Source organism: Pseudomonas sp. IT-P294 (assembly GCF_949767865.1).
In the GTDB taxonomy this organism is placed as follows: Bacteria; Pseudomonadota; Gammaproteobacteria; order Pseudomonadales; family Pseudomonadaceae; genus Aquipseudomonas.
Window position 1 is genome coordinate 22,417 of the sequence record NZ_CATKQW010000003.1, and the last position, 17,637, is coordinate 40,053.

The window sequence follows — 17,637 nt, forward strand, 5'->3', positions numbered from 1 at the left end:
GTTCAGCCTTTATTCCCACGCCTAGACTCGGCCCATTCCAAAAAAAGGTAGGCCGCCATGTCCGAGACGTTGCTCAGTTCCCGCAATCTGGCTTTCGAGCTGTATGAAGTCCTCGATGCCGAGGGCCTGACTCAGCGTGAGCGTTTTGCCGAACACAATCGCGAAACTTTCGATGCGGCTATCAGCACCGCTCGTAACATCGCCGAGAAATTTTTCGCGCCGCATAACCGCAAGAACGACGAGAACGAGCCGCGCTACGAAAACGGTCAGGCGATACTGATTCCGGAAGTGAAGCCGGCGGTGGATGCCTTCCTCGAAGCCGGTTTCCTCAACGCGGCGCGCAGCTTCGACGCTGGCGGCATGCAACTTCCTACGCTGCTGTCGCAGGCTTGCTTTGCGCATTTTCAATCAGCGAACGCGGCATCGACTTCCTATCCCTTCCTGACCATGGGCGCGGCCAACCTGATCGAAAGCTTCGGCACCGATGAACAGAAGCAACGCTTCCTGCAACCGATGATCGACGGTCGCTTCTTCGGCACCATGGCGCTGACCGAGCCGCACGCCGGTTCTTCGCTGTCGGATATTCGTACACGCGCCGAGCCTGCGTCTGACGGCACCTATCGCCTCAAGGGCAACAAGATTTTCATCTCGGGCGGCGACCATCCGCTGTCGGAAAACATCGTGCACATGGTGCTGGCCAAATTGCCGGACGCCCCGGCCGGGGTGAAGGGTATTTCGCTGTTTATCGTGCCCAAGTTTCTGGTCAACGACGACGGCAGCCTCGGCAAGCGCAATGACGTGCTGCTGGCCGGGCTGTTCCACAAGATGGGCTGGCGCGGCACCACCTCCACCGCGCTGAACTTTGGCGATAACGGGGAGTGCGTCGGCTATCTGGTGGGCAAGCCGCACCACGGTTTGAGCTACATGTTCCAGATGATGAACGAGGCGCGGATCGGCGTCGGCATGGGCGCGGTGATGCTCGGTTACGCCGGTTATCTGTATTCACTGGAGTACGCCCGTGAGCGTCCGCAGGGCCGGGTGCCGGACAGCAAGGACCCGAACACCGCCCCGGTGGCGATCATTCAGCACGCTGACGTCAAACGCATGTTGCTGACTCAGAAGGCCTACGTCGAAGGTTCGTTCGACCTTGGGTTGTATGCGGCGCGACTGTTTGATGACACCACGACGCTGGAGACTGAAGACCAGCGCAAGCAGGCCCACGAGCTATTGGATTTGCTGACGCCGATCGTCAAATCCTGGCCGTCGGAGTTTTGCCTGAAGGCCAACGAACTGGCGATCCAGATTCTGGGCGGCCACGGCTATACCCGCGAATACCCGGTGGAGCAGTACTACCGCGACAATCGTCTGAACCCGATTCATGAAGGCACCCACGGGATTCAGTCACTGGATTTGCTCGGGCGAAAACTGGCGCAGAACGGTGGTGCCGGGCTCAAGCAATTGATCCGGCTGATCGCCGACACCGCCGAGCGCGCTCAGGCATACGAATCGCTGACGGCAATGCGTGAACCGCTGGAAAAATTGGTGGCTCGCCTGCAAACGGTGACCATCGGTTTACTCACCGACCTTGCTCAGGGCAAGGTCAACAGCAGCCTGGCGAATTCGGCGTTGTACCTGAAAGTGTTTGGCCACACGGTGATTGGCTGGCGCTGGCTGGAGCAGGCGATTCGTGCCGAGGAAGGGTTGGCCAAAGGCAATGCGGCGGATGTGAGCTTCTATAAGGGCAAGCTGCAGGCGGCGCGGTATTTCCTGACGTGGGAAGTACCGGGTTGCCACCATGAGCTGGCGATTCTTGAGGCGCGCGATGATGTGTGCCTGACAATGCAAGATGAATGGTTCTGACACCGATCGTTCCCACGCTCTGCGTGGGAATGCCTCAACGGACGCTCCGCGTTCGGCTCTGGAAGGGAAGCGGAGCGTCCCGGGCTGCATTCCCACGCAGAGCGTGGGAACGATCGCTCAGCTCAACTTGAAACTGCTCATCTGCCGCGCCAGATCATCGGCCAACCGTTGCAACGTCTGGCAGTCCTCGCGGCAAGCCCTGACTTCGCCTGCCGTCGCCCGGGCCAGATCGGAAATCCCCTGGACGTTGCGGTTGATCTCTTCGGTCACCGCCGATTGCTCTTCAGTCGCCGTTGCAACCTGATGGTTCATGTCGCTGATGCGCTCGACCTGACCGGTGATTGCCGTCAATGAAGCGCCGGTGCGCTGGCTCGACTCAACGCCTGTGCCTGTCGCCGCTTGCCCGGAATGCATTGATGACACCGCATTCTCCGCGCCCTGCTTGAGACTGCCGATCATCTGTTGAATCTCATCGGTGGACGCCTGCGTCCGCCGCGCCAGCGTGCGTACTTCATCGGCCACCACCGCAAAACCACGCCCCATGTCCCCGGCTCGCGCGGCTTCGATGGCCGCATTCAGCGCCAGCAAATTGGTCTGCTCGGAAATCCCGCGAATCACCGCCAGCACCTGATCGATGGACGCCACCTGATTGGCCAACTCACCCACGGCGCCCGCCGCAATACCGATTTCATCCGACATGCTTTCAATATGCCGGATCGACCCGCCCACCACTTCCCGCGCCTGCATCGCTTCATCGCGAGCATTTTGCGAAGCTACGGCGGCATTACCCGCGTTCTGGGCGATTTCCTGCACGGTCAGGCCCATCTCGTGAACGGCGGTGGCGACCATGTCGGTCATTTCCTGCTGGCGACCAGAGCGCTCGGCAGTGTTGTCCACCACTCGCGCCACTTGGCCGACGGCCGTGCGCAAACGCTCACTGGTGGTCAGCACTTCGCCAATCATCTGGCGCTGACTGTCCAGGAACCGGTTGAAGCCTCGAGCCAGGTCGCCCAGTTCATCGGCGCGACTGGAATCTAACCGGTGAGTCAAATCTCCACCACCGCTACCGATGGCCACCAGCGCCGCTGTTACCTGACGAATCGGCCGCACCAACCCACGGGCCAGCAATACCACCAACAGCAGACACACCAGCGCCACCGCCAGACCGATACCGCTGCTCATCCACATGGCGCGACGGGCTTCGGCGTAGATCTGCGACTGCGGCACTTCGGCCACCAGGGTCCAGCCCAAGTCCCGCAACGGCAGGCTCAACGCCAGATAATCTTCGCCGTCGCGCACGAAGCTGCTGTTGGTGGCAACTGCTTTTGAGCCAGAGAGGTGACCCATCACCGCTTGTGCGGCAGGCGCGCCGATTTGCTCGGCCAGTGTGCGTTTACCGCTGAATTGCGCTTCGGGATGAACCTGGATCAAACCGTCGGAACGCACGAGATAGACCTTGCCGCGCGCGCCAAAACTGAAGTTGTGGATCAGCTCCGACAGCTCTTTCATGCTCAGGCCAAGTCCGGCAACGCCCACGGTTTTACCGGCCTGTTCGACTTTGAGGTCGATGAACAGCGCCAATTCTCCGGTCGCGGTGTCATTGTCGATATTGAGGGTGCGCGGCTGGTTGCTGTCCAGGAATGTGTAGAACCAGGCGTCTTTGGGGTTGGAACGGCTGAGGGTCCGGTCCAGGCCTTTTTCAGTGAAGTAGTGGTTTGAAGCGGTGCCGACGATCAGCGCGGTGAACGCCCTGTGCTCGGCGCGGAGGCCTTCCAGGTACTGGACGAATGCGTTTGTCTGGGCGCTGCTTTCACCCCCGGCCAACCAGTCGCGCACCATGCTGTTGCTGGCGATGTCCTTGGCGGCAGTGAGGGGTTGAACGAGGATACGCTCGATGTCGTTGCGCATCGCCTCGATGCTCGACGGCAGCGCTTGTTCGACCAGGTAGCTTTGGGCGAGACGATTGACCACCAGGGTATAAATGCCAACCACAATCAGAATGCTGACCAGCAGGGCGGTGCCCATACTCAGGATCAACTGCCATTGAATACTGCGTCGCCAAAACTGCATGGAGCACCCCCAAAGAATAAGAGGCTGAAACACTGCAACAGCCGTGCCGATTGTATACAACGCAACCGACAATTTATTCTTTGGTTGTGCGCAAAGCCGATCAGGCCTGATTGATCGTCTTGGAGATCACTTCAACCGTGGCGCTGACTTGCTCTTGGTAACGGTCGAGTTCCTGCTTGTGCTGCTTTTTCATTTCGATCTGCTGGGAACACAGATTCATCGCGGCTAGCACCAGCAGGCGGTCACCGATCAGCGTCGGGTACTTTCTTTTAGTGTCGGCCAGGGCAGCCTTCAACATCATCACGGCGTCCAGCAGGGTTTGCTCTTCCCCGGCCGGCGCCTTGATCGAATAGTCCTCCCCCAGGATCGAGACGACTTTTACCCCTGCGGCGCCGTGGTTCATGCGCTGACCGGGCCGGCGCTGACGCGCTCAACCAGGGCCTGGATGCGTGCGGCGGTGGCACCTTGTTTCTCTTCCTGTTCCATCAGGTTCAGTTGCAGGCTTTCGTTTTCATCCTTGGCCTGGGCCAGTTCTGCACTCAGGATTTGGTTGGTGGCGAGCAGGCTCTGGTTCTGTTGCACCAGGTCGCTGACCAGCTGTTCCAATTGGCTTAGGGATGCTTCCAACATTTTGATTTTCCAAGCATTTTCAAAGGGCGCGTACGATAAAGAAAAGTCACCACGGATGCCAGGGTTATTGCGGCGCAAGGCCTTGATTTTCCTGGCGGATGAGCTTCCTCGCGAACTTTAAAGACTGTGATTGGCGGATCTGGTTCCTGCACTTCGTCGCCGGGCGTCCCGTGCGACAAAACCGCACAGCCGCTCAAGACTTTAGTCGCATGACCGATAAGTCCCCCATACGTCAGTCTCAGCACCGCACGGGTGCGCTCATTTCGGTAAACACCATGTCCCTTCGTAATATGAACATCGCACCGCGAGCGTTCCTCGGTTTCGCCCTGATTGGGGGTTTGATGCTGGTTCTGGGGGTATTTGCCTTGAACCAGATGAGCAAGATTCGCGCAGCGGGCGTAGACATCGCCTCCTCAAGTGTCCCGAGCATCAAGAGCCTGGACGAATTTACCCAACTGACCCTGCGTCTGCGGGTGTTGTCCTACCGCTTGCTGGTCAACCGCGAACCTGAAGTGCAGCAGAAAACCTTCGAGCTGTTTGATTTGCGCAATCAGCAGATTCGTGATGCTCAGAAGATCTACGAACCGCTGATCGACGGCCCGCAAGAACGCGCGGCTTATGATCAATACGTGCAGTTGCTGGCGCAGTATCGCCAACTCGAAGACCGCATGAAGACGCTCTCGCGCAACAATCAGGTCGATGAACTGCGCACCATGCTCAATAGCGAATTGCTCGCCAACTCCGAGGCTGTCAACTCGGCCCTCGCCAAGTTGCTTGAGATCAACACGCAACAGATTGACGCCACCAACACCCACGCAGGTGACCAGTACTCGACGTCCTTTAACCTGGTCATCACGTTGCTGGTGATCGCCGGCGGCCTGACCTTGCTGTTCGCCTGGTTACTGACCAACAGCATCACCAAGCCCATCGCCAATGCCCTGAGCGCCGCCGAAGAAATTGCTGAAGGCAATCTGACTCGCCCGATCACCGTTGACGGCGAAGACGAAGCCGGTCGTTTGCTGTTGGCCATGTCGAAGATGCAGGACAAATTGCGCGACACCCTGCAACGGATTTCCGGCTCGGCCACACAGTTGGCATCCGCCGCAGAAGAGTTGAACAGCGTCACCGACGAAAGCGCCCGTGGCCTGACTCAGCAGAACAACGAAATCGAACAGGCTGCCACCGCAGTCAACGAAATGACCAGCGCCGTGGAAGAAGTCGCCCGAAACGCGGTGAGCACCTCCGAAGCCTCGAAAAACGCCACCACATCGGCCGGTGACGGGCGTGACCTGGTGCAGGAAACCGTCAGCGCCATCGAACGTATGAGCGCTGATGTGCAGAGCACGGCGACTTTGATCGGTGATCTGGCCAATGAGTCCCGCGACATCGGCAAGGTGCTGGACGTGATTCGCGGCCTGGCAGATCAAACCAACCTGCTGGCGTTGAACGCGGCGATTGAAGCGGCCCGTGCCGGTGAGGCCGGTCGTGGATTTGCGGTGGTGGCGGACGAGGTTCGTGCACTGGCCCACCGCACCCAGCAGTCGACCAGCGAAATCGAACGCATGATCGGCAGCATTCAGAGCGGCACCGAGCACGCGGTGAATTCGATGCGCAACAGCACCGAACGCGCCGAATCGACCTTGAACATTGCCCGTGGTGCCGGTTTGTCGCTGGACACGATCAACAGCGCCATCGTCGAGATCAATGAACGCAACCTGGTGATCGCCAGCGCGGCTGAAGAACAGGCACAAGTCGCCCGGGAAGTGGATCGTAACCTGGTGAACATCCGGGATCTGTCGGTGCAGTCGGCAACCGGGGCGAATCAAACGAGCGCGGCGAGTAACGAACTGTCGCGGTTGGCGCTGGACCTGAACAATATGGTTGGGCGGTTTAGCCTTTAACCCGTACAGGATCGTTCCCACGTCGAGGCGTCGAACCGTCTGCGTGGGACTCCGCGTCCCAAAATCGGACGCAGAGCATCGATTGAGGCATTCCCACGCAGAGCGTGGGAACGATCACGCCTCCTGATCTGCGATGCTGCAAAAGCTTTTTGACAGCATCACATTTCAACAGGTTAGAATCGCTGGCACGCAGACTGCATGGTCAGTTTGCGCCCGTCTTTCAGCTTTCTGGAGTACTGCCTTTGAATGCGACGACCATCAACAGCCTGTTCTTGATCGGCGCGTTGCTGGTAGGTGCAAGCATTCTGGTGAGCTCACTTTCGTCCCGCCTCGGCATCCCGATTCTGGTGATCATCCTGGCCGTGGGCATGGCTGCCGGCGTCGACGGCGGCGGCATTATCTTTGATAACTATCCAACGGCTTATCTGGTCGGCAACCTCGCATTGGCGGTGATCCTGCTCGACGGCGGATTACGCACCCGGGTCGCGAGTTTCCGCGTGGCACTGTGGCCTGCGCTGTCGCTGGCCACCGTCGGGGTGTTGATTACAACCGCACTGACCGGCCTGGTCGCAGCGTGGCTGTTCAACCTGAACATCATTCAGGGCTTGCTGATCGGCGCCATTGTCGGCTCCACGGATGCTGCGGCGGTGTTCTCGCTGCTGGGTGGCAAAGGCTTGAATGAACGGGTCACCGCCAGCCTCGAAATCGAGTCCGGCAGCAACGACCCGATGGCGGTGTTTCTCACCGTCACCCTGATTGACATGCTCGCCAGCGGCCAGACCGGCCTGCACTGGAGCCTGTTGGGGCATTTCGTGCGTGAGTTCGGCATCGGCGCCATCATCGGCCTGGGCGGCGGCTGGGTGATGCTGCAATTGGTCAACCGGATCAACCTGGCCAACGGCCTCTACCCGATTCTGGTGATTGCCGGCGGCCTGGCGGTGTTCGCCCTGACCAACGCCCTGCACGGCAGCGGCTTCCTTGCCGTCTATCTCTGTGGCCTGGTCATCGGCAACCGTCCGGTACGCAGCCGCCACGGCATCCTGCACATGCTCGACGGCATGGCCTGGCTGGCGCAGATCGGCATGTTCCTCGTGCTGGGTCTGCTGGTGACGCCGCATGACCTGTTGCCCATCGCCCTGCCCGCGCTCGGTCTGGCGCTGTGGATGATCCTGTTTGCGCGGCCATTGTCGGTGCTGGTCGGCCTGCTGCCGTTCAAAGCCTTCCACGGACGCGAGAAAGCATTCATCTCCTGGGTCGGATTGCGCGGCGCGGTCCCGATCATTCTGGCAGTGTTCCCGCTGATGGCCGGGCTGCCCCATGCCCAGCTCTACTTCAACCTCGCCTTCTTTATTGTGCTGGTGTCCCTGCTGGTGCAGGGCACGAGCCTGCCGTGGGTGGCGAAACTGTTGAAAGTCACCGTCCCGCCAGAGCCGGCGCCGATCTCCCGTTCCGCGCTGGAAGTGCATGTCACCAGCGAGTGGGAGCTGTTCGTTTATCGCCTCGGTGCCGAAAAATGGTGCATCGGTTCGCCCCTTCGCGAGCTGAAAATGCCGGAAGGCACTCGTATCGCCGCACTGTTTCGTGGCCAGCAACTGCTCCATCCGTCGGGTAGTACGGTGCTTGAAGTCGATGATTTGCTCTGCGTTATCGGCCATGAACATAACCTTCCGGCCCTGGGAAAACTCTTCAGCCAGGCACCGCAGCGCGGGCTGGATTTGCGTTTCTTCGGCGACTTCGTGCTCGAAGGAGACGCCCAGCTGGCTGCGGTTGCGGCCCTGTACGGGTTGAAAGTCGAAGGCATCGATCCGGACATGTCCCTGGGGCGCTTCATCGCACAGAAAGTCGGTGGCGCACCCGTTGTCGGTGACCAGGTGGAGTGGAACAACACCATCTGGACCGTCGCGGTCATGGACGGGAACAAGATCGGCAAAGTGGGCGTCAGATTCCCCGAAGGAAGTCGCCCGGGTCCCGGCTTGTTCCTCTAAACTCCACTCTTCGTCTCGTTTTCGATCGGTCTCTATGTCAACCCTGCGCACCTTTTTCATCATGGCCCTGCTGGGCTTGAGTCTGTCTGTCGGAACCCTGCAAGCGGCCGAACCGCCGTCCAGCGAAGCCGTGCAGGCAAACCTGGACAAGATCGCCGACCGTAAACTGCCGGAAGCCGATCAGAAAGCCTTGCAATCGATCCTGCAAAACACGCTGACCCAGCTCAACAATCAGCGCGATTACGAGCAGAAGCTGGCGGCCCTCAAGCAACAGTTGGCCACCGCGCCCAAGCAGAACATCGAGAACCAGCGTGAGCTGGTCCGGCTCAAAGCCTCCAAAGTGCTGCCGGTGGCGCAACGCTACGCCAATCAGTCAATCCAGCAGCTTGAGCAAATGCTCACCGAGCGCTCGACCCAGCAAAGCGATTTGCAAAAAGCACTGGCCGAGGCCAACAGTCTGGTGATTACCGCCCAGACCCGTCCCGAGCGCGCCCAGGCTGAAATTTCCAGCAGCCAGACACGCATTCAACAGATCAACAACATTCTCAAGACCGGTAAAGACGCCGGCAAGACTTTGACCGGCGAACAGCGAGACCTGCTCAATGCCGAGCTCGCGGCCCTCAATGCACTGATTCCGCTACGTCGCCAGGAACTGGCCGGCAACAACCAGCTGCAAGATTTGGGTAACAGCCAGCACGACCTGCTGACAGAAAAGTCTGACCGCCTCGATCAGGAAATCCAGGAGCTGCAAACCCTGATCAACCAGAAGCGCCTGGCTCAGTCCCAAGAGACAGTGACGCAGCAGTCCATCGAAGCGCAGAAGTCCGGCGGCAGCAGCCTGCTGGCCACCGAAAGCGCAGCCAACCTGAAACTCTCGGACTACCTGCTCAAAAGTACCGACCGCCTCAATGAAGTCACCCAGCAAAACCTGCAGACCAAGCAACAGCTGGACAACGTGACACAGAGCGATTCGGCGCTGGACGAGCAAATCAACGTGCTCAAGGGCAGCCTGCTGCTCTCCAAGATTCTCTACAAACAGAAACAATCGCTGCCGCACCTCAAGCTTGATCGAGATTTGGCCGACCAGATTGCCGACATTCGCCTCTACCAGTTTGAAGTCAGCCAGCAACGGGAATTGCTTAGCAACCCGGCGACCTATGTCGACAACCTGCTGGCGTCCCAACCGCCGGAACAAGTCACTCCGCAACTGCGCAAGAGCCTGCTGGACTTGGCCACGACCCGGGCGGACCTGCTGGAGCGGCTGAACCGCGAACTGAGCGCGGTGCTCAACGAATCCATCACCCTGCAACTCAATCAGAAACAATTGCTCAGCACCGCGCAAAGCCTGCGGGCAACGCTCGATGAGCAGATGTTCTGGATTCCCAGCAACAAGCCACTGGATCTGGAATGGATGCGCGCCGTGCCGGAACGCCTGCAACGCCAGGTGACGACATTGCCGTGGGCCTCCAGCCTCAGTGAGCTGACCGATGGCCTGATTCAGCGACCGCTGCTGTTTCTGCCGCTGGTGCTGCTGATTGGCGCGTTGCTGTGGCGGCGCAAAAGCCTGTATGCCCGACTGAACAAGGTTCACCAGGACATCGGCCACTTCAAGCGCGACAGCCAGTGGCATACACCCCAGGCCATCCTGATCAATATTCTGCTGGCGATGCCGGTTTCCCTGGGCCTGGCCTTGTGCGGCCTGGCGTTGCAGATCGATGCCCGCGGACAGAATGCCAACATGGGCGCGGCACTGCTGCAAATGGCCCAGGCCTGGCTGGTGTTCTACACCGCTTACCGAATCCTTGCGCCGGGTGGCGTGGCCGAACTGCATTTCCGCTGGGAAAAACCCCAGGTCGAATTCCTGCAAGGCTGGGTCCGCAGGCTCGGGCTTGTGGTGATGGCATTGGTCGCGGTGGTGGCTGTCGCCGAACTGCAACCCGCGACACTGGCCGATGACGTGCTCGGTATGCCGGTGGTGTTGACGTGCTACGCCTTGATGGCCTGGCTGCTCAGCCGCCTGCTGGTCAGCAGCCCGACTCACCAGAACGCATCGCTGTTTCGCAAAGCAGTGGGGATCATGTTCACCGTCCTGCCCGTCGCGTTGTTCGTCGCGGTGTGCTTCGGCTACTACTACACGGCGCTGAAGCTGAGTGACCGGTTGATCAACACGCTCTATCTGCTGATGTTCTGGCTGGTGATCGAAGCCACTTTCGTTCGCGGCCTCAGCGTTGCGGCCCGGCGCCTGGCTTATCAGCGAGCGCTGGCCAAACGGCAGGCCGCAAAAGAAGCCGGCGAAGGCGAAGCGGTGATCGAAGAGCCGACGCTGGACATCGAAAAGGTCAACGAACAATCGCTGCGACTGATCCGTCTGGCCTTGCTGGGTGGTTTCATCGCCGCGCTGTATTGGGTCTGGTCCGATCTGATCTCGGTGTTCTCGTACCTGGACAACATCACCCTTTACGAATACACCAGCGGCACCGGCGCCAACTTGAGCATGGTGCCCCTCAGTATTGGCGACTTGCTCGGCGCCCTGATCATCATCGGCATCACCTTCGCCCTCGCGCGCAACTTGCCGGGACTGCTGGAAGTGCTCGTGCTGTCGAAGTTGAACCTGGCGCAGGGCAGCGCCTACGCCACGACCACGCTGCTCTCTTACGCGATTGCCGGCATCGGTTTCGTATCGACCCTGTCCACCCTCGGTGTGAGCTGGGACAAGTTGCAATGGCTGGTGGCAGCGCTATCGCTGGGTATAGGTTTCGGGATGCAGGAGATTTTCGCGAACTTCATCTCCGGCATCATGATTCTGTTCGAGCGCCCGGTGCGCATCGGCGACACAATCACCATCGGCAACCTGTCGGGCACGGTCAGCAAGATCCGTATCCGCGCCACCACCATCACCGACTTCGACCGCAAGGACATCATTGTCCCGAACAAGACGTTCATCACCGGGCAACTGATCAACTGGTCCCTGACCGACACCATTACCCGCGTGACTCTCAAGCTCGGCGTCGATTACGGCTCCGACCTGGACCTGGTGAAAGAACTGCTGCTCAAAGCTGCCCGGGATAACCCGCGTGTACTGAAGGATCCAGAACCGCACGTGTACTTCCTGAACTTCGGCGAAAGCACTCTCGACCACGAGTTGCGCATGCACGTGCGCGACCTCGGCGACCGTAACCCGGTGCTCGATGAGGTCAACCGCTTCATCAACCGCGAGTTCAAGAAGCAGCACATCAACATCTCGTTCCGCCAGATGGAGGTTTACCTCAAGAACCTCCAGGGTCAGGAATACAAAATGGTGCCGATCGAGCCGGAATCCAAAACCATCGTCCCCAAGCGAGATGACGAACCACAAGAGCCGCCGGCCGCCAAGCTCGACTAACCGGCTTATCCCTAGCAGAATGCTCGGACATTCTGCTGGAGATGGCCGTTGAAAGTCCTCGACGAACTGACCTTCGATAATCGCTTTGCCCGCTTGGGCGATACGTTTTCCGTTCATGTGTTGCCCGAGCCTATCGACAACCCGCGCCTTGTCGTTGCGAGTCCTGCCGCCATGGCGTTGCTCGATCTCGACCCGGCCGTGGCCGACACCCCGGAGTTCGCCGAGCTGTTCAGCGGCCATAAGCTCTGGGCCGATGCGGTCCCGCGGGCGATGGTCTATTCCGGCCATCAGTTCGGTTCCTACAACCCGCAGCTTGGCGATGGTCGCGGTTTGTTACTAGGCGAGGTCTACAACGAAGCCGGCGAGCACTGGGACTTGCACCTGAAGGGGGCGGGCCAGACACCTTTCTCAAGAATGGGCGATGGACGTGCCGTGCTGCGGTCTTCGATCCGCGAGTTTCTCGCCTCCGAAGCGCTGCATGCCCTGAACATCCCGACCACTCGCGCACTCTGCGTGATCGGCTCCGACACGCCGGTATGGCGCGAGAAACAGGAACGCGCGGCCATGGTCCTGCGCCTGGCACCGAGCCATGTGCGCTTCGGCCATTTCGAGTATTTCTACTACACCAAACGCCCCGAGAAACAGAAAGAACTCGGTGAGCATGTGCTGGCCATGCACTTTCCAGAATGCCTGGAACAGCCGGAACCGTATCTGGCGATGTTTCGCGAGATCGTCGAGCGCAATGCCGAGCTGATCGCCAAATGGCAGGCTTACGGTTTCTGCCACGGCGTAATGAACACCGACAACATGTCGATCCTGGGCATCACGTTCGACTTCGGCCCCTTCGCCTTCCTCGATGATTTCGACGCCCACTTCATCTGCAACCACTCGGATGATCAGGGTCGTTACTCCTTCAGCAATCAAGTGCCGATCGGGCAATGGAACCTCAGCGCCCTCGCCCAGGCCCTGACACCGTTCATCAGCGTCGAAGCCCTGCGCGAAACCCTCGGTTTGTACTTTCCGCTCTACCAGGCCCATTACCTGGACCTGATGCGCCGCCGACTTGGTTTGACCACCGCTGAAGAGGACGACCAGAAATTGCTGGAGCATCTGCTGCAGCTGATGCAGAACAGCGGCGTCGATTACAGCCTGTTCTTCCGCCGACTTGGCGATGAATCACCCGAGCTGGCTGTAGCCCGATTGCGCGATGACTTTGTCGACATCAAGGGTTTCGATGCCTGGGGCGAGCTTTACATCGCCCGGGTCTCCCGAGACGGCGCGCCGGATCAACAACAGCGCCGCGCACGGATGCACGCGGTCAATCCGTTGTACATCTTGCGCAACTACCTGGCGCAGAAAGCCATCGATGCGGCAGAGGGTGGTGACTATTCAGAGGTTCGCCGTTTGCACGCGGTGCTGAGCAATCCGTTCGAAGAACAACCGGGGATGGAGAGTTACGCCGAGCGGCCGCCGGAATGGGGCAAGCATCTGGAGATCAGTTGTTCGTCGTGAAACTGTTCATTCCAGGGGATCGATGGCACTGACGACTCGAGCGATGATGTCTGCCATCGTGATGTCATCCAGTCGCTCAATGAATTTGGCTGAGCCGTCGCGAACACGCTGCTCAATATCAAAACTGCGCACCTGATTACAAACCGCAACGCCATTCGTTTCGTGGCCAGAGACGATGACTGCCAAACCGGAGCTTCGACTGAAGCTCCCACCGCTGGTCACCGGCACCGTCATGCTGACACCCAAAGAGTTGATCTCCCTTGGGGTGATCACGACGAATCGATGCCGATCCATCATCTCCCGCCCAGCAACCGGGTTCGGATCAATCCAATAGACATCACCCCGCTGCGGGGCTTGCCGACGCACCATCAACCCAACTCCCGGCCAACTGGATCGCCTTCACGCGCAAACGCCGTCTGGGCATTCAGTTCTGCTATTTCTTCGGACCCTTCCAGCAACTCGGCAAGGCTGTAGCGCTTGCGAGAAGACTGGACAACCGGGCGGGCAATCAACTCACCGTCGACTACATTCAGTTCAAGCTGCGCCCCCACGTCCAAATGCAGGAGCTTCAGTAATGTGGGGGGGAGAGTAATCACCGCAGCGCCACCTTGACGGCGAATTTTGGAAGTCACGGACATGGGATAACTCCTATCCGACAATTGAGAGATATCGATTTCTCGATAAGTGCAACAAAAGTAGCACGACGCTAAAGGCAAAAGCGAACTCCTTATTAAGGTATCTAAACAGGTAAAGTTGCCACCAGCGTAGCCATCGATTGCAATCCGAAACTCTGGAATATGTGAGCATTTGCGACAGTCTGCGTCCTCGATCTAAAAATCTGTCTTGATAAACGCAGGTTGCGACTCCAGATCAGCTTTGGATTGCCCAACCTTTCAGAGCCCGCCCGATCATGACCGACCCACTCCTCATCCCCTGCCCCCACTGCAACGGCCTCAACCGCATCCCCGCCGAACGCCTCAATGACCATCCAAAATGCGGCCGCTGCAAAGCTGAGGTCTTGCTGAACAAACCATTCGAGTTGAAGCAAGGTGATTACGCCAGTCAGATCAAGGGCGATCTGCCGTTGCTGGTGGACGTCTGGGCAGACTGGTGCGGGCCATGCAAGTCGTTTGCGCCGGTGTTCGAGCAAGCGGCGGGGCAATTGGCGGGCAAGTGCAGGTTGGCCAAGCTGGACAGTGAGGCGAATCAGCAGTTGTCGGCGCAGCTGGGGATTCGTTCGATTCCCAGTTTGATTCTGTTCAAGAACGGCCGGGAAGTGGCGCGCCAGAGTGGGGCCTTCCCGTTACCGCAGTTGATGAGCTGGTTGCGTAGCCAGGGCATCTGAAACCACCACGAACCCAATTGTGGGAGCGAGCCTGCTCGCTACCACATGAGCCCCGTTCCACATCAACGAATCAGGCGTTTTCCAGCAAGTTGTGCAGTTCGACGAACTGCTGGGTCAGCTTGTGCCGTGGGTCAAGGTGGATCAGCGGCGTGTTGGCCTGGTGGGATTCCCGCATGCGCACCGAACTGCCCAGATAGACCGGGAGCACCGGCAACCCTTCGGCAATCAACTCGTCGAGAATCTGCTGAGGCAGACTTGCGCGAGCCTGGAACTGATTGACAACGATCCCCTCGACCTCCAGGCCTTCGTTGTGGTCTTCCTTCAACTCTTCGATTTCCGCCAAAAGGCCATACAGCGCCTGGCGCGAAAAACTATCGCAATCGAAAGGAATCAGCACGCGGTCAGCGGCGATCAGCGCCGATACCGCGTAGAAGTTCAGCGCCGGGGGCGTATCGAGGTAGATACGGTCGTATTCGCCGTCCAGTTCATCAAGCAACTTACGCAGCTTGTTGATCTTGTGCTTGGCCTCGAGCTTGGGCTGTAGATCAGCCAATTCAGCCGTGGCGGTGATGACGTGGAGGTTATCGAACGGTGTCTCGTAGATATCGACTTGGTTTTTCTTCGAAAACGGCCCGGATGACAGGGTCTGTTTGAAGAAGTCGGCGATGCCCATCGGAATGGCATCACCTGTGAGGCCTGTCAGGTATTGAGTGGAGTTAGCTTGGGAGTCGAGGTCCACCAACAACGTTCGATACCCCTCGCTGGCACTGACCGCTGCCAAGTTGCAGGCAATGCTTGACTTGCCCACACCACCTTTTTGATTGAACACCACGCGCCGCATGTCAAAACCTCCGTGTATCAAAGAATGACCGAGTGTAGTAGTCCACGGCGCTGCTTAGCTACCTCGTCGGCACAGGGACTACACAGTCAGCGGCAAACTCTTAATCAAAAATCCGCTATCTCTGCCACTGATCTCTGACTGAGCCGACAGACTTGATCACCACGATGTGGATAATGGCCAAACGATAGCGATGCGCGGACTAACCGGTACATTTCGTTGAGCAAAATGTAACCATCATTTGCTACGCGCCCGCCGCAACGGGATAATGTCCGACACTCGGCGCCCAGCGCCACGTAAGGTAGCTCACGCTTTTTTGCGACTCTCCGTGTCAAGAAAGCCCGCAGGGGCGGGAAGAATGTCTGTGATCAACTTCAACATCGCCCAATGGCGCGCGTGGGCCCCAGGGCTCGAAAGCGTGGACGATTGGCAGGCCTGGAGCCGACAACCGGTCGCGCTTCAGAACAGCGATGCCGCCCCCGACGTCTCTTTTCTCCCGGCGATGCAGCGTCGGCGACTCAGTCGTCTGGCGCGGATGGCATTCAGTGTCGGCTGGCCGTTGGCCGAGGGTCGCGATGAACTACCGTTGGTCTTTATTTCCCGTCACGGCGAAACCCCACGCACCTTTGAGATTCTCAGCGATCTGGCCGCCGATCAGCCGTTGTCGCCCACTCAATTCAGTTTGTCGGTTCACAATGCGGTGATTGGCCTGTGGTCGATCCTGCGGGGTGAAACCAGCGAAATGACCGCGCTCGCCGCTGCCGGTGACGGCCTTGAAAACGGCATGCTAGAGGCCGCGGCACTGCTCGCCGAAGGCGCGCCAGCCGTTTTGCTGATCGTCACCGAAGAACAACCACCCCAAGCCTACTCGGCCTGGATTGATGACGTACCGTTCCCTTATGCGGTCGGTCTGTTACTGACGCCGGGCACTGAGTGGCAGCTGTCCATGAACAGCCCTGCGGATCCGTTGTCAAAAGCCCAATGGCCACATGCCTTGAATCTATTGCGTACCCTGCTTGGCCAGCAGACCACCTGCCAACATGCCTGGAAAAATCGCGTATGGACCTGGCAACGCAACCTGTAACCGAAAAAAACCGCGACGCTTATTACTGGCGTCTGCTGGCCACTGCCGCGAGCTTCACCCTCTTCGGGCTGGGTGGACTGTGCCTGCGTCTGGTGGTTTTCCCGCTGTTGAGCTGTCTGCCCGGCGATGCCCAGGCGCATCGACTGCGGGCGCGCATAACCGTGAGCCGCTGCTTCTGGTTTTTCGTGCGGTTCATGGCTCGCACCGGCGTGCTGACCTACGATATCCAGGGCGCGGAAAAACTCGGTCGTCCGGGTCAGATGATCATTGCCAATCACCCATCGCTGATCGATGTGGTGTTCCTGATCGGCCTGGTCAGCCACGCCAATTGCGTGGTCAAGCAAAGCCTCTGGACCAACCCCTTCACCCGTGGCCCTCTGCGCCGCACCGAATACATCAGCAACGACGGCAGCATGGACATGCTGGACACGGCAGCTGACGCACTGAAAAACGGCCAGACCCTGATCATTTTTCCCGAAGGCACCCGTACCCAGCCAGGCAAACCGCCGGCCTTTCATCGGGGGGGCGCGGCAATCGCCATGCGCGGTGCGAAAATCCTCACCCCGGTGATCATCAAGGTCAATCCGAGCACATTGACCAAGGCAGAACCCTGGTATCGCATCCCAAAACGCCGTGTGCACTTCAGTTTCCGTGTCGGGGCCGATATAGACCCACAAGCCTTCGCCGCGTGTGGCCCTGCGCCTCAGGCCTCGCGCAAGCTCAACGATTATTTGCATCACTACTTTATCAAGGAGCTCGCCGAAGATGAGCGATCTACAACGTGACATCAAACTGCTGATTATCGAAGCCCTGGGCCTGGAAGACATCAGCGTCGACGACATCGGCGACGACCAGACGCTATTTGGCGAAGGCCTGGGACTGGACTCGGTGGATGCCCTGGAACTGGGCCTGGCGATCCAGAAAAAGTACGGCATCAAAATCGATGCCGACGCCAAGGACACTCGTAATCATTTCAGCAACGTGGCGAGCCTTGCGGCGTTCGTCACCGCAAAACAGGCAGCTTGAGACC

General features: G+C 59.1%; 15 protein-coding genes and 2 pseudogenes. 10 read left to right on the forward strand and 7 right to left on the reverse strand.

The window, feature by feature from the left end; translation table 11 throughout:
• The first annotated feature begins 57 nt into the window (after positions 1–57).
• A complete protein-coding gene (locus ACM6I0_RS02480) occupies positions 58–1,860 on the forward strand; it encodes an acyl-CoA dehydrogenase (RefSeq protein WP_414921384.1) in 1,803 nt (600 codons plus the stop codon).
• 117 nt (positions 1,861–1,977) lie between these two features.
• Here the strand turns inward: ACM6I0_RS02480 and ACM6I0_RS02485 are convergent, their stop codons facing one another.
• The 4 genes and pseudogenes from ACM6I0_RS02485 to ACM6I0_RS02500 all read right to left on the reverse strand — a co-directional run bounded on the left by ACM6I0_RS02485 (position 1,978) and on the right by ACM6I0_RS02500 (position 4,560).
• Positions 1,978–2,823, reverse strand: a complete 846-nt coding sequence (locus tag ACM6I0_RS02485; RefSeq protein WP_414921441.1) for a methyl-accepting chemotaxis protein — start codon at positions 2,821–2,823, stop codon at positions 1,978–1,980.
• Positions 2,824–2,841: 18 nt separating this feature from the next.
• Positions 2,842–3,930, reverse strand: a pseudogene (locus tag ACM6I0_RS02490) (cache domain-containing protein); the annotation flags it as partial.
• 100 nt (positions 3,931–4,030) lie between these two features.
• Complete coding sequence (locus ACM6I0_RS02495) at positions 4,031–4,333, reverse strand: cell division protein ZapA (RefSeq protein ID WP_090176477.1); 303 nt, start codon at positions 4,331–4,333, stop codon at positions 4,031–4,033.
• The gene (locus ACM6I0_RS02500; RefSeq protein ID WP_285433629.1) at positions 4,330–4,560 is read right to left on the reverse strand and encodes a hypothetical protein; all 231 of its coding nucleotides are present in this window, start codon (positions 4,558–4,560) and stop codon (positions 4,330–4,332) included. Before ACM6I0_RS02500 ends, ACM6I0_RS02495 begins: the two co-directional genes overlap by 4 nt.
• A 290-nt stretch (positions 4,561–4,850) precedes the next feature.
• Here ACM6I0_RS02500 and ACM6I0_RS02505 point away from each other — a divergent pair.
• From ACM6I0_RS02505 to selO, 5 genes and pseudogenes are all read left to right on the forward strand, one after another.
• Positions 4,851–5,606, forward strand: a pseudogene (locus ACM6I0_RS02505) (MCP four helix bundle domain-containing protein); the annotation flags it as partial.
• Positions 5,598–6,461, forward strand: a complete 864-nt coding sequence (locus ACM6I0_RS02510; RefSeq protein ID WP_414921442.1) for a methyl-accepting chemotaxis protein — start codon at positions 5,598–5,600, stop codon at positions 6,459–6,461. The pseudogene ACM6I0_RS02505 and the gene ACM6I0_RS02510, both read left to right, overlap by 9 nt.
• Before the next feature lie 242 nt (positions 6,462–6,703).
• The gene (locus ACM6I0_RS02515; RefSeq protein WP_285433626.1) at positions 6,704–8,446 is read left to right on the forward strand and encodes a potassium/proton antiporter; all 1,743 of its coding nucleotides are present in this window, start codon (positions 6,704–6,706) and stop codon (positions 8,444–8,446) included.
• 34 nt (positions 8,447–8,480) lie between these two features.
• Positions 8,481–11,828: a mechanosensitive channel MscK gene (mscK, locus tag ACM6I0_RS02520; RefSeq protein WP_285433625.1), complete on the forward strand. Its 3,348-nt coding sequence runs from the start codon at positions 8,481–8,483 to the stop codon at positions 11,826–11,828.
• Between the two features lie 48 nt (positions 11,829–11,876).
• Positions 11,877–13,340 carry a protein adenylyltransferase SelO gene (gene selO, locus ACM6I0_RS02525; protein ID WP_285433623.1) on the forward strand — a complete coding sequence of 488 codons (1,464 nt, stop codon included), beginning with the start codon at positions 11,877–11,879 and terminating at the stop codon, positions 13,338–13,340.
• Between the two features lie 6 nt (positions 13,341–13,346).
• On the opposite strand, the gene ACM6I0_RS02530 is transcribed toward selO, so the two are convergent.
• Positions 13,347–13,709: a type II toxin-antitoxin system PemK/MazF family toxin gene (locus ACM6I0_RS02530; RefSeq protein WP_222589465.1), complete on the reverse strand. Its 363-nt coding sequence runs from the start codon at positions 13,707–13,709 to the stop codon at positions 13,347–13,349.
• Complete coding sequence (locus ACM6I0_RS02535; RefSeq protein ID WP_090176492.1) at positions 13,709–13,978, reverse strand: AbrB/MazE/SpoVT family DNA-binding domain-containing protein; 270 nt, start codon at positions 13,976–13,978, stop codon at positions 13,709–13,711. Before ACM6I0_RS02535 ends, ACM6I0_RS02530 begins: the two co-directional genes overlap by 1 nt.
• 272 nt (positions 13,979–14,250) lie before the next feature.
• Here ACM6I0_RS02535 and trxC point away from each other — a divergent pair, with 272 nt between their 5' ends.
• A complete protein-coding gene (trxC, locus tag ACM6I0_RS02540) occupies positions 14,251–14,685 on the forward strand; it encodes a thioredoxin TrxC (RefSeq protein ID WP_030129872.1) in 435 nt (144 codons plus the stop codon).
• A gap of 70 nt (positions 14,686–14,755) precedes the next feature.
• Here the strand turns inward: trxC and ACM6I0_RS02545 are convergent, their stop codons facing one another.
• Complete coding sequence (locus ACM6I0_RS02545) at positions 14,756–15,526, reverse strand: ParA family protein (RefSeq protein ID WP_285433620.1); 771 nt, start codon at positions 15,524–15,526, stop codon at positions 14,756–14,758.
• 355 nt (positions 15,527–15,881) lie between these two features.
• Here ACM6I0_RS02545 and ACM6I0_RS02550 point away from each other — a divergent pair, with 355 nt between their 5' ends.
• From ACM6I0_RS02550 to ACM6I0_RS02560, 3 genes are read left to right on the forward strand one after another with little or no spacing between them, the layout of a single operon-like run.
• The gene (locus tag ACM6I0_RS02550; protein WP_259155691.1) at positions 15,882–16,607 is read left to right on the forward strand and encodes a beta-ketoacyl synthase chain length factor; all 726 of its coding nucleotides are present in this window, start codon (positions 15,882–15,884) and stop codon (positions 16,605–16,607) included.
• Positions 16,583–17,392 carry a lysophospholipid acyltransferase family protein gene (locus ACM6I0_RS02555; RefSeq protein ID WP_285433618.1) on the forward strand — a complete coding sequence of 270 codons (810 nt, stop codon included), beginning with the start codon at positions 16,583–16,585 and terminating at the stop codon, positions 17,390–17,392. The genes ACM6I0_RS02550 and ACM6I0_RS02555 overlap by 25 nt, the downstream gene beginning before the upstream one ends.
• Positions 17,373–17,633: a phosphopantetheine-binding protein gene (locus tag ACM6I0_RS02560; RefSeq protein ID WP_285433617.1), complete on the forward strand. Its 261-nt coding sequence runs from the start codon at positions 17,373–17,375 to the stop codon at positions 17,631–17,633. Before ACM6I0_RS02555 ends, ACM6I0_RS02560 begins: the two co-directional genes overlap by 20 nt.
• Positions 17,634–17,637 lie beyond the last annotated feature (4 nt).